Origin of the sequence: Vibrio cyclitrophicus (assembly GCF_024347435.1) — a bacterium.
Lineage (GTDB): Bacteria > Pseudomonadota > Gammaproteobacteria > Enterobacterales > Vibrionaceae > Vibrio > Vibrio cyclitrophicus.
Genome location: NZ_AP025480.1, coordinates 1,430,660 through 1,444,594 on the forward strand (window position 1 = coordinate 1,430,660; position 13,935 = coordinate 1,444,594).

A 13,935-nucleotide genomic window follows, 5' to 3' on the forward strand; every position below is an offset into this window, starting at 1 on the left:
TCAAAACCAGTCAAAAAGGTATACCAAGTGAATGCTTTTTTGTTTTTAAGAAGTGTGTTGCAACATGTGTAGCACGGTTTTGGTTCACTCCCGATTAACTCTTTCTTAAGGCAATTTTTCTTGTATACGTTTAGCGGTAGTTCTTTCTACGATCGTAATTAAGAGAATATTGCGGCGAGATTTGTGTTTTAGACACTCGATCTCTCCTCAAATAATTATGCGCCATCCATGATTTTTCATTTTTTATCTTTTGAATCCATCATCATCTCAACAAGATATGTGGCTTCTATATTGAGTAACTTACGTAGAATTCTAATAGAATTAGCTACTCTCAATTGATATAAAACACTGGTTTATTGTGTGATAAATGAGGGTGATTCAGCTCTGATTTGGCTTTTATTATTTTTGAGAATTTTATATTTATATGTGTTTGGTTGTATTTGTTAATAAGTGTGCAAAGTCTCACTTTTTTGTAAGTCATTGATTTTTATAGGGTGGGTGTTATTGGTGGGTGGTTTTTCATGTTTTCACCTCAAACCCCAGTAATTTCCTTAATGGATTAGCCATATTCCATCCTATGTCATATATATAATTAACTTAATCAATCAAAATAAGATCACCATCACTTATTTGGATTATTGTACTACAAATAAGGTTTGAGATTTCCTATAGTCCTCGTATCAAATTACAACGGACAAAGGATACACGATGGAACTCAACACGATTATTGTCGGCATTTATTTCCTATTCTTGATTGCGATAGGTTGGATGTTTAGAACATTTACAAGTACCACCAGTGATTACTTCCGCGGGGGCGGTAATATGCTATGGTGGATGGTTGGTGCAACCGCCTTTATGACCCAGTTTAGTGCATGGACATTCACCGGTGCGGCAGGTAAAGCGTATAACGATGGTTTTGCCGTAGCGGTTATCTTTATAGCCAATGCTTTTGGTTACTTCATGAACTTTGCATACTTCGCGCCTAAGTTCCGCCAACTACGTGTAGTGACGGTAATAGAAGCAATCCGTATGCGTTTTGGCGCGACTAACGAACAAGTGTTTACTTGGTCTTCAATGCCAAACAGTGTGGTTTCTGCAGGTGTATGGTTAAACGCATTAGCAATCATTGCTTCTGGTATCTTCGGCTTCGACATGACAGCGACTATCTGGATTACTGGTTTAGTAGTATTAGCTATGTCGGTAACGGGCGGTTCATGGGCAGTTATCGCATCTGATTTTATGCAGATGGTTATCATCATGGCAGTTACGGTAACTTGTGCGGTTGTAGCGGTTGTACAAGGTGGTGGTGTTGGTGAAATCGTCAGTAACTTCCCTGTAGCAGAAGGCGGTTCATTCCTTTCTGGTAACAACATTAACTACCTAAGCATCTTCAGCATCTGGGCATTTTTCATCTTCGTGAAGCAATTCTCAATCACGAACAACATGCTTAACTCTTACCGTTACCTAGCGGCTAAAGACTCAAAGAACGCTAAGAAAGCAGCGCTACTTGCATGTATTCTAATGCTTTGTGGTGTATTCATCTGGTTCATGCCTTCTTGGTACATTGCTGGTCAAGGTGTCGACCTAGCAGCAGCTTACCCAGAAGCAGGTAAGAAAGCGGGTGACTTTGCATACCTATACTTTGTACAAGAGTACATGCCAGCAGGTATGGTAGGTCTTCTAGTTGCAGCGATGTTTGCAGCGACAATGTCTTCAATGGACTCAGGTCTAAACCGTAACTCAGGTATCTTTGTTAAGAACTTCTACGAAACTATTGTTCGTAAAGGCAACGCAAGTGAGAAAGAGCTGGTAACAGTTTCTAAGATTACTTCTGCAGTCTTCGGTATTGCTATCATTCTTATCGCCCAGTTCATTAACTCGCTTAAAGGTTTGAGCCTGTTCGATACAATGATGTACGTTGGTGCTCTAATCGGCTTCCCAATGACAATCCCTGCATTCCTTGGCTTCTTCATCAAGAAGACTCCAGACTGGGCAGGTTGGGGTACGCTAGTAGTGGGTGGTCTTGTGTCTTACTACGTAGGTTTCGTTGTAAATGCTGAAATGGTGTCATCTGTATTCGGTCTTGAAGAGCTAACGAGCCGCGAATGGTCTGATGTTAAAGTTGCGATTGGTCTAATTGGTCACATCACACTAACAGGTGGCTTCTTCATCCTATCGACATTGTTCTACAAACCACTGTCTGATAAGCGTCAAGCAGACGTTGATAAGTTCTTCGGTAATCTGTCTACTCCTCTAGTTGCGGAGTCAGCGGAACAGAAAGTACTGGATAACAAGCAGCGTGAAATGCTTGGTAAACTGATTGCAGTAGCAGGTATTGGTATTATGCTAATGGCTCTGCTAACTAACCCAATGTGGGGACGTCTAGTCTTCATCTTATGTGGTGTGATTGTTGGTGGTGTTGGTGTACTACTTGTGAAAGCGGTCGATGATGGCGGCAAGCAAGCGAAAGCAGTGACTGAAAGCTAATACATAGAAAACGTTTATAATAGAATGCGACGACTCGAAAGGGCGTCGCATTTTTTGCTTTGCGAAGCGAGTAAACGTGTCAGCCTTACAACATCAGACCTAAATCACGAAAACTGTAAAAAATTGTACGATTGAACCGAAATACATTCAATTGTCCTACAATAAGACGTATATTATTGCTAATTCCTTTCAGTCAACTTGAAAATAAGTGAGTTAGAATGAGCGACCAAAAATCTCTTGATGCAATCAGGAAGATGAAGCTGGAGAATGATACTTCAGCAGGTAATCTTGTAGACCTACTCCCTATCGAAGTACAGAAACGTGACTTCGACCTATCATTCCTAGACAACTTGAGCGAAGCGCGTCCACGTCTTCTTGTTCAAGCTGATCAGTTAGAAGAATTCAAAGCGAAAGTGAAAGCTGATGAAGCTCACTGTATGTTTGATGATTTCTACAACAACTCGACAGTTAAGTTCCTTGAGACTGCTCCTTTTGAAGAGCCTCAAGCGTACCCAGCTGAGACGGTAGGTAAAGCCTCTTTATGGCGTCCTTACTGGCGTCAAATGTACGTTGATTGCCAAATGGCATTGAACGCGACACGTAACCTAGCTATCGCTGGTGTAGTAAAAGAAGACGAAGCGCTCATTGCTAAAGCAAAAGCTTGGACTTTAAAACTGTCTACCTACGATCCAGAAGGCGTGACTTCTCGTGGCTATAACGACGAAGCGGCTTTCCGTGTTATCGCTGCTATGGCTTGGGGCTACGACTGGTTACACGGTTACTTCACCGATGAAGAGCGTCAGCAAGTTCAAGATGCTTTGATTGAGCGTCTAGACGAAATCATGCACCACCTAAAAGTGACGGTTGATCTATTGAACAACCCGCTAAACAGCCACGGTGTTCGTTCGATCTCTTCTGCTATTATTCCAACGTGTATCGCGCTTTACCACGATCACCCGAAAGCAGGCGAGTACATCGCATACGCGCTAGAATACTACGCAGTACATTACCCGCCATGGGGCGGTGTAGACGGCGGTTGGGCTGAAGGTCCGGATTACTGGAACACACAAACTGCATTCCTAGGTGAAGCATTCGATCTATTGAAAGCATACTGTGGCGTAGACATGTTTAACAAAACATTCTATGAAAACACCGGTGACTTCCCGCTTTACTGTATGCCTGTTCACTCTAAGCGCGCGAGCTTTTGTGACCAGTCTTCAATCGGTGATTTCCCAGGTCTAAAACTGGCTTACAACATCAAGCACTATGCGGGTGTTAACCAGAAGCCTGAATACGTTTGGTACTATAATCAATTGAAAGGCCGTGATACTGAAGCACACACCAAATTCTACAACTTCGGTTGGTGGGACTTCGGTTACGACGATCTTCGTTTCAACTTCCTTTGGGATGCACCTGAAGAGAAAGCACCATCGAACGATCCACTGTTGAAAGTATTCCCAATCACTGGTTGGGCTGCATTCCACAACAAGATGACTGAGCGTGATAACCATATCCATATGGTATTTAAATGTTCTCCGTTTGGCTCAATCAGCCACTCTCACGGTGACCAAAATGCATTCACGTTGCATGCATTCGGTGAAACGCTAGCGTCAATCACTGGCTACTACGGTGGTTTCGGTGTTGATATGCACACGAAATGGCGTCGTCAAACGTTCTCTAAAAACCTTCCACTATTTGGCGGCAAAGGTCAGTATGGTGAGAACAAGAACACAGGCTACGAAAACCACCAAGATCGTTTCTGTATCGAAGCGGGCGGTACTATTTCTGACTTCGACACAGAATCTGATGTGAAGATGGTTGAAGGTGATGCAACGGCTTCTTACAAGTACTTCGTTCCTGAAATTGAATCTTACAAGCGTAAGGTCTGGTTCGTTCAAGGTAAAGTATTCGTAATGCAAGACAAGGCAACGCTTTCTGAAGAGAAAGATATGACTTGGCTCATGCATACCACTTTCGCAAACGAAGTGGCAGACAAGTCTTTCACTATCCGCGGCGAAGTTGCGCACCTAGACGTAAACTTTATTAACGAGTCTGCTGATAACATCACTTCAGTTAAGAACGTTGAAGGCTTTGGTGAAGTTGACCCATACGAGTTCAAAGATCTTGAGATCCACCGTCACGTTGAAGTGGAATTCAAGGCGTCTAAAGAGCACAACATCCTGACGCTTCTTGTTCCTAATAAGAACGAAGGCGAACAAGTTGAAGTGTCTCACAAGCTTGAAGGCAACATGTTAGTGCTCAATGTTGACGGTGAAACGGTTTCGATCGAACTGTAATTCGCTGAAGTAACAGAAGCTAGATATAAAAACTCCGAGTGAAAGTTCGGAGTTTTTTTTTGCCTAGCGAAAATGACAATCTTTATTCCAATGTACCTTCATTTTACTTGGGTTAATGCTAAAGAGCATTTGATAGCCTCTCAACGGCAAACCAATGGTACGGGCTGATGGAGCTGATGTAGGGCAAGACAGGACACGTATTCGACAATAATGTTGAGTGCAAATGTTCAGGGTCGTATAAGAGGCTCGTATGTATGGCTTTGTGGTTTCCAAGAAATTTTCATCACTTATTAATAATGAAGGACCTCAGCCACTGGTAGAAAAAGAAATAGAGAACTAAAAGTAGGTTGGTTTTAGTGTGCTCATATTTATTGCGTTAACTATAATGTGCGACATTTTTTAAATGAACGGTTTCTTAAAGGGGATATCGTTCCGGTAAATATAAAACGTAAGCCATATTTTGTCGTAAATTGTATCGCCGTCACAACTTACGCCTAAGCATCAAATGAATGCCTTAAAACTATTGCGAAACGAGAAAGACGTAGTTATTATAATGAGCATATAATCATACAATACTATATTTGGAGTTTGAACATGACTAAACCTGTAATCGGTTTCATTGGCCTAGGTCTTATGGGCGGCAACATGGTTGAAAACCTGCAAAAGCGCGGCTACCACGTAAACGTAATGGACCTAAGCGCTGAAGCTGTTGCTCGCGTTACAGATCGCGGCAATGCGACTGCATTCACTTCTGCTAAAGAACTCGCTGCAGCAAGTGACATTGTTCAATTTTGTCTTACAACTTCAGCTGTTGTTGAAAAAATCGTATACGGCGAAGATGGCGTTCTTGCGGGCATCAAAGAAGGCGCAGTACTAGTAGACTTCGGTACTTCTATCCCTGCTTCTACTAAGAAGATCGGTGCAGCTCTTGCTGAGAAAGGCGCTGGCATGATCGACGCTCCTCTAGGCCGTACACCTGCACACGCTAAAGATGGTCTTCTGAACATCATGGCTGCTGGCGACATGGAAACTTTCAACAAAGTTAAACCTGTTCTTGAAGAGCAAGGCGAAAACGTATTCCACCTAGGTGCTCTAGGTTCAGGTCACGTGACTAAGCTTGTGAACAACTTCATGGGTATGACAACTGTTGCGACTATGTCTCAAGCTTTCGCTGTTGCTCAACGCGCTGGTGTTGATGGCCAACAACTGTTTGATATCATGTCTGCAGGTCCATCTAACTCTCCGTTTATGCAATTCTGTAAGTTCTACGCTGTAGACGGTGAAGAGAAGCTAGGTTTCTCTGTTGCAAACGCAAACAAAGACCTTGGCTACTTCCTTGCTCTTTGTGAAGAGCTAGGTACTGAGTCTCTAATTGCTCAAGGTACTGCAACAAGCCTACAAGCTGCTGTTGATGCAGGTCTTGGTCAAAACGACGTACCAGTAATCTTCGACTACTTCGCTAAACTAGAGAAGTAATCGACGTACGACCTCGTTAGGGTATGGCTTGTCTTTTTGGCAGCGATACCTCAACGAGGTTCGTTTTTATCTGCAGTTCATATTTTCTCATACAACTCTTCGTAATCGTTTTTCTTTCTACTATTCTTCCTTTCTAATTACGTTCTGTTTTGCCTAATCAAAGCTCTAATTTGATTTCAACTCTTAATGCGTTAGTTTCCAACGCCATTCAGCTTCAAGCCATTATCCTCGTATCAAGCCAATCGCCTATCTTTTGGTAAACCGAAACCTTAGTCAATTAAGTTCCTAGTAAACCAAGCCGCAAACTTTAAAACCAACACTGTTGTTGTCTAGCTTTAAGCGGATTATCAGCTCGAACACCTGAAAAGAAAGCAAAAAAAGCCCACACAGCTGGTGACTATGTGGGCGTATTCGGACGAGCCGTCTGAAAAAACGAATGAACAATCATAAGTGAAATAACGATTAACGAGATCCCCCGACAGTTTCTACGTTAAACGTGTTCAATGACCTCAAAGCAAATTGCTTCAATTACCACTTTGAATTGAACAAAAGGATTCAGAAAGAACTTAAGTTATGATTCAAATACACCATACATCAAGGCTTATTGTATTACAAATAAATCTTGGTCTTGAATGCCTTTAGTGAATGGTTGGTTTGTGAAAGTGTGAGTTCATCGTCATTTTTACGCATGATTAGATCGCAAGGGGATAGTTAAAATTATTGATGATAATTATCGGCGAAAATAGGATCTTTTTATTTAAAGTTCGGACATTTTACAAAATTTTGACGATTTTATCCGACAAGGATAAAGTAAAAATGCATAAATGATACCTATGTCACAGGGTGTTTACAGCCGGTTTTAATATATCAAGATCGCTCACAGAAAGAGTTGTCAATTAAACATACAATATTAATTAAATTGTGGTTGTAGCGATGAATCGACATGGATACGTAACGTTTTACCGTATCTTCGATAATGCAAAATATGACCATTTTATTCGGATGAAAATAATAGACATAGGTTATATGGATAATGAGTTTTATGAATTCAAAATTGTCTCTAGGGTTTAAAGGAAAACTGATTTTAATGGTGGCTATCGTTAGTACCAGTGCTTTAGTATTCACGAACTGGTTTACGCTCGATTTGGCGACAGAACAAGTCAACCAAACGATTTACAACGAGATCGACCATTCGTTAACGATAGAAATTAACCAAATTGAAAATACCGTTCAGAGAACCATCGATACCGTAAATTCAGTTGCTCAAGAGTTCATGAAGTCACCATACCAGGTACCTAACGAAGCGCTTATGCACTATGCCGCTAAGCTAGGTGGCATCGACAAAATTGTGGTGGGTTTCGACGACGGACGTTCTTATACATCTCGACCTTCAGAGTCTTTCCCTAACGGTGTTGGACTAAAAGAAAAGTATAACCCAACGACTCGCCCTTGGTATCAACAAGCGAAACTGAAGTCAGGTTTATCTTTTAGTGACCTATTTTTCACTAAGAGTACTCAAGTACCAATGATTGGTGTGACGTATTCGTATCAAGACCGTGTGATCATGGCAGACATTCGATTTGATGACTTAAAAGCGCAACTCGAACAGTTAGACGGAATTTATCAAGCGAAAGGTATCATTGTTGATGAAAGAGGGATGGTTGTTGCTTCAACAATAGAGAACGTACTTCCGCAAACCAACATATCTTCTGCAGACACGCAGATGAAACTCAAAAATGCCATTGAACAGCCTGATCAATTTATCGAGGGCGTAATTGATGGAAACCCAAGGATCTTGATGGCGAAGAAAGTTGATATCGGCAGCCAAAAAGAGTGGTACATGATATCCAGTATCGATCCTGAGCTAGCGCTCGATCAATTGAACGGTGTGATGTCAAGTACTCGAATGCTGATTGTCGCTTGTGTATTTGGTTCAGTGATACTGATGATATTGCTTCTGAATCGTTTTTACCGCCCAATAGTGTCGCTGCGCAAAATCGTTCACGATCTATCTCAGGGCAACGGAGACTTAACTCGAAGGCTGGTAGAGAAGGGCAATGATGACTTAGGGCACATCGCTAAAGACATCAATTTGTTCATCATTGGCCTGCAAGAAATGGTTAAAGACGTGAAATTCAAGAACTCGGATCTCGATACCAAAGTTTTGAGTATTCGAGAGGGCTGTAAAGAGACCAGTAATGTGTTGAAAGTTCACACTGACGAAACCGTTCAAGTTGTCTCTGCGATTAATGGGCTTTCAGAAGCGTCTAACGAAGTAGAGAAGAGCTCTCAATCGGCGGCAGACGCAGCGCGAGATGCGGCCGTGTTCAGTGATGAAACCAAGCAAATCAATACGGTAACTGAAACGTATATCAGTGATCTTGAAAAGCAAGTGTGCACGACTTCTGATGACATCCGGTCTATGGCCAACGAAACGCAGAGCATACAGTCTATCGTTTCTGTGATTGGTGGTATTGCTGAGCAAACCAACTTGCTGGCATTGAATGCGTCGATAGAAGCAGCGCGTGCCGGCGAACACGGTCGAGGTTTTGCTGTGGTGGCTGATGAAGTTCGTGCACTGGCTAACCGAACTCAAATCAGCACTTCTGAAATAGAAGAGGCGTTATTGGGTTTACAGTCGAAATCAGATGGTTTAGTTAAATCGATTGAACTGACCAAAAGTAATTGTGAGATGACTCGTGCTCAAGTTATCCAAGCGGTAAATATGCTGGCTAAGCTGACTGAGCAGATGGAAACCGTGAGCCGTTTCAATAACGACATTTCGGGGTCTTCTGTGGAGCAAAACGCATTGATTCAGAGTATTGCTAAGAACATGCATAAGATTGAAAGCTTCGTTGAAGAGCTGAACAAGTTAAGCCAAGACCAACTGACAGAGTCGGCAGAAATCAAAACGCTTAATGGCAGCGTCAGTGAGCTTATGAGCAGCTTTAAAGTTTAGCAGGCTCACAATTAACATTTAAATTGGGCGCTAATTAATACTAATTTTCAATAGCTTAACTTAATTTATTACACTGAAAGCCACTCAATAACGTTCGAGTTTAGAGTGGCATTTCTGCGTTTTATCATATAGAAAACGCCGTATTCCTTATTCATTTCACTTGATTTGTCGCATCTCACATTCTGATAATTACACAATTGACATAAAATAGTACAAATATACATTGTCACTCAACTCTTATGGATAAGTGAGATAAATGTGAATAAGCCAATTTTTGTCGTCGTGCTCGCTTCGCTTACGTATGGCTGCGGTGGAAGCAGTTCAAATAATTCAAGTGACAGCAGTGACCCATCTGATAGTAGCAACCCAGGAACGTCTTATGGTGTTGTCGCACCTTACGATATCGCAAAATATCAAAACATACTCTCTAGTTCCGATCTTCAGGTATCGGATCCTAACGGCACAGAGGGTAACAAAACCTCTGAAGTGAAAGATGGCGATTTCGATGGTTACATCAGTGATTACTTTTATGCAGATGAAGAGACGGAAAACCTAATTTTTAAAATGGCGAACTATAAGATGCGTTCTGAGGTTCGTGAGGGAGAAAACTTCGATATCAATGAAACGGGTGTAAGACGAAGCCTGTATGCGGAAATAAGCTTACCTGATATCGAACATGCAATGGCGAGCTCACCTGCCGATCATGATGAAGTGACGATGTTACAGATACATAATAAAGGTACGGACGAGAGCGGAACTGGTTATATTCCTCATCCGCTATTACGTGTGGTTTGGGAACAAGAACGCGATGGTATCACAGGCCACTATTGGGCCGTAATGAAAAACAACGCCATTGACTGCAGCAGTGCTTCAGACTCTTCAAACTGTTATGCCACCTCTTATGATCGGTACGATTTAGGAGAGGCAGATCTTGATAGTTTTACTAAATTTGATCTTTCTGTTTATGAAAATACATTGTCGATCAAAGTGAATGATGAAGTAAAAGTGAACCAAGATATCGCCTATTGGGAGCATCTCCTAAGCTATTTTAAAGCGGGTATATATAACCAGTTTGAAAATGGTGAAGCTACGGCCTATTTTCAAGCGTTAAGATACACCACAACCCAAATCAGTGGTTCAAACGATTGGGATATTAATGATTGGAAGTTTACGATTCCTGCGAGCAAAGATACTTGGTATGGCAGTGGCGGCGATAGTGCTGCTGAATTAGAGCCTGAACGTTGTGAGTCGAGCAAGGGCCTTCTCGCTAATGACAGCGATGTCTACCATAGCGATATTGATCTTTCTTATTTCAACACGGATGAAGGAAGAATGCACTTTAGAGCGGATATGGGGTACGGCACTACGACACAAAATTCTAGCTATATTCGTTCTGAGTTAAGAGAGTTGTATCAAAGCAATGCACAACCGGATTGCAGCACCAGCGATGAAGACACTAGTTGGTATCTGAACGATACAAGAACAAGTGCAACCACTCACGAATTGACGGCAACATTACGAGTTGAAAACTATCCAAACCTCAATAACCAAGACCCGAAAGTGGTACTCGGACAAATCCATGGTTGGAAAATTAATCAAGCACTGGTGAAGCTCTTATGGGAAGGAGAGGATAAGCCCGTCCGAGTTATACTCAACTCCGATTTTGAGCGTAACAATCAAGATTGCAGCGATTGTGAACCATTCAGTGTTGAATTAGGTACATATTCAGCCAGTGAAGAGTGGCGATATACGATTCGAGCCAATCAAGACGGTGTTTATCTGGCAACTCATGATTCAGATGGAACCAATACGGTTTCGCATTTAATTCCTTGGGGCGAAGATTACCAAGACAAAGACGGGGACACTGTTTCGTTAACGTCAGAGTGGACATCTACCGATATCGCATTCTATTTCAAAGCGGGTATCTATCCACAATTTAAGCCAGATAGCGACTATACAGGTGAAGTGTTTGATGTGAGCTTCAGTTCGTTAAGGGTTGAACATAACTGATTTAATAGATGGCTAATGAGCTATTACGGTAATTTTAAGACCACATTGGTGACTAACAATGTGGTCTTTTTACTTTTCGGAGAGGTGAATATAGGGTCCGTTCACAATGATGTATGACCAGCTGCGTTGAGTTTGAAAATGGCAATTTGATCTTGGAATTTTTAAGTTTGTGAGCTCATTTCGCATTCTGAATTAATATATATTGTCTTTTATCAATAGGAAATGTGATCCAGTTAAAGTATGGAAAAACGGAAAGTGTCCTCAGTCTCATTTATTCAACGAAATGTTTTATTTGTATTATAAGATTACGTAATATTTTTGTGTTATCGCAAATATTGAGAGAGGAATCGCCTTATAGCTCGTGTTTGCAGGTTCTACTTTCACTTATAAATGCTGCCTTTGTATTATAATAATGGATTAAATATGAAACAAATTACTATAAAAACCCTACTCGCTTCTTCTATCTTACTTGCGGTTGGTTGTGCGAGCACGAGCACACCTACTGCTGATTTTCCAAACAACAAAGAAACCGGTGAAGCTCTCCTGACGCCGGTTGCTATGACGGCTAGCAGCCACGATGGTAACGGTCCAGATCGTTTGTTTGACCAAGATCTAACAACACGTTGGTCTTCAGCAGGTGACGGCGAGTGGGCAATGTTGGACTATGGCTCAGTTCAAGAATTTGACGCTGTTCAGGCATCATTTAGCAAAGGTAACGAGCGTCAATCTAAATTTGATATTCAAGTCAGTGTTGATGGCGAAAGCTGGACAACAGTACTTGAGAACCAAATGAGTTCAGGTAAAGCGATTGGCCTAGAGCGTTTCCAGTTTGAGCCAGCAGTTCAAGCTCGTTACGTACGATACGTTGGTCACGGCAACACCAAAAACGGTTGGAACAGTGTGACTGAGTTAGCTGCTGTTAACTGTAACGTTAACGCTTGTCCTACTAGCCACATTATTACCCCTGCAGTAGTAGCAGCAGAACAAACAATGATCGCTGAAATGAAAGCTGCGGAAAAAGCGCGTAAGGCAGCACGTAAAGATCTACGTTCTGGTAATTTCGGTGTCGCAGCGGTTTACCCTTGTGAGACAACAGTGAAATGTGAAACACGCACTGCGTTACCTGTACCAACGGGTTTACCTGAAACACCTCTAGCAGGTAATGCTCCGAGCGAAAACTTTGATATGACCCACTGGTATCTATCTCAGCCTTTCGATCATGATAAAAATGGCAAGCCTGATGATGTTTCTGAGTGGAACCTAGCAAACGGTTACCAGCATCCAGAAATCTTCTATACTGCTGACGATGGCGGCCTAGTATTCAAAGCTTACGTGAAGGGTGTACGTACCTCTAAAAACACTAAGTACGCACGTACGGAGCTTCGTGAAATGATGCGCCGTGGTGACCAATCTATTAGCACTAAGGGTGTTAACAAGAACAACTGGGTATTTTCAAGCGCGCCTGAATCAGATTTAGAAGCGGCAGCGGGTATTGATGGTGTTCTAGAAGCTACCTTGAAAATCGATCACGCAACAACGACAGGTAATGCGAACGAAGTGGGCCGCTTTATCATTGGTCAGATTCATGATCAAAACGATGAGCCAATTCGTTTGTACTACCGTAAACTACCAAACCAAGCAACGGGTGCGGTTTACTTTGCACACGAAAGCCAAGATGCGACAAAAGAAGATTTTTACCCTCTAGTGGGCGATATGACAGCTGAAGTGGGTGAAGATGGTATCGCACTTGGCGAAGTATTCAGCTACCGTATTGACGTTAAAGGCAACACGATGACTGTTAGCTTGATGCGTGAAGGCAAAGATGACGTTGTACAAGTCGTAGATATGAGCGAAAGCGGCTACGACGCAGGTGGTAAGTACATGTACTTCAAGGCTGGTGTATATAATCAAAACATTAGTGGCGACCTAGACGATTATTCACAAGCGACTTTCTACCAGCTAGACGTATCGCACGATCAATACAAAAAGTAATCTAACCGAATAACACTTAATATTAAAGATATCGCAATAGCCTCCAGCCTTTGGTTTGGAGGCTTTTTTGTGCCTGTTTTTTGTATGAAGGGTATGATTTTTGGTTAAAAAGAGGGATGCTAGCGAACAGTAACACAGAATTTAGGACATTATCATCAAGCTCATATAGTATTAACTTTAATCATTATACGTTTCAGTCACTATTGCTAGGTGGTTTGCACTAACCCCCAAGCGCCGATCACTATTAACCTCGCTCATGTTTAATCTCAGTTACCAAAAGGCTAGCTTGTCGCGGATTCAAACCCAAATAATGTTGTGATGTTTATCGGAATTACCATAGTTTGAAAACTTTGCCCTCGTTCTTAAGGTATTTACCTATGCGTGTTTATTTACGAACCTATTATTTTGCGTGTCCTGCTAATAAACGTTAGCTCGGCTGATTACTCCCGTACTGTTCTTGAAACCGTCACTCTGGGGATGTTTAGAACGGCCCTAAATAGTGCTCTAACTCGTTAATAAATAGAATAGTAGGGTTAGCCATCACTCTATTAGATCCAATGCTTTTTGAGATACTAGGCGGGCTCAAGTCGATGATCAAACGACGCTAACAGCTCAAGATATGCACTTTAGCATTAGTTGTTTGCTGGCATTAAATGGTCTGTGACACTAAATAATAATTTGTGGGTTGAGTATAGAGCTGAGGGTTTTTGTCTA

The 13,935-nt window shown here is 41.9% G+C and carries 6 protein-coding genes; all 6 read left to right on the top strand.

Annotated features, from left to right (window positions below):
• The first annotated feature begins 708 nt into the window (after positions 1 to 708).
• The gene (locus OCW38_RS06375; protein ID WP_010438360.1) at positions 709 to 2,487 is read left to right on the top strand and encodes a sodium:solute symporter family transporter; all 1,779 of its coding nucleotides are present in this window, start codon (positions 709 to 711) and stop codon (positions 2,485 to 2,487) included.
• Between the two features lie 218 nt (positions 2,488 to 2,705).
• Positions 2,706 to 4,784, top strand: coding sequence for a DUF4962 domain-containing protein (locus tag OCW38_RS06380; RefSeq protein ID WP_010438362.1), 2,079 nt, complete (start codon positions 2,706 to 2,708; stop codon positions 4,782 to 4,784).
• A 594-nt stretch (positions 4,785 to 5,378) separates the two neighbouring features.
• Positions 5,379 to 6,260 (top strand): NAD(P)-dependent oxidoreductase, encoded by an 882-nt coding sequence (locus OCW38_RS06385; protein ID WP_010438364.1) that lies wholly within the window; start codon positions 5,379 to 5,381, stop codon positions 6,258 to 6,260.
• A 1,087-nt stretch (positions 6,261 to 7,347) separates the two neighbouring features.
• Positions 7,348 to 9,219, top strand: coding sequence for a methyl-accepting chemotaxis protein (locus OCW38_RS06390; protein WP_010438366.1), 1,872 nt, complete (start codon positions 7,348 to 7,350; stop codon positions 9,217 to 9,219).
• 258 nt (positions 9,220 to 9,477) lie between these two features.
• A complete protein-coding gene (locus OCW38_RS06395) occupies positions 9,478 to 11,229 on the top strand; it encodes a polysaccharide lyase family 7 protein (RefSeq protein WP_261895478.1) in 1,752 nt (583 codons plus the stop codon).
• A 423-nt stretch (positions 11,230 to 11,652) separates the two neighbouring features.
• Entirely contained in the window at positions 11,653 to 13,221 is a 1,569-nt protein-coding gene (locus tag OCW38_RS06400) for a polysaccharide lyase family 7 protein (protein WP_016795617.1), read from the top strand.
• Positions 13,222 to 13,935 lie beyond the last annotated feature (714 nt).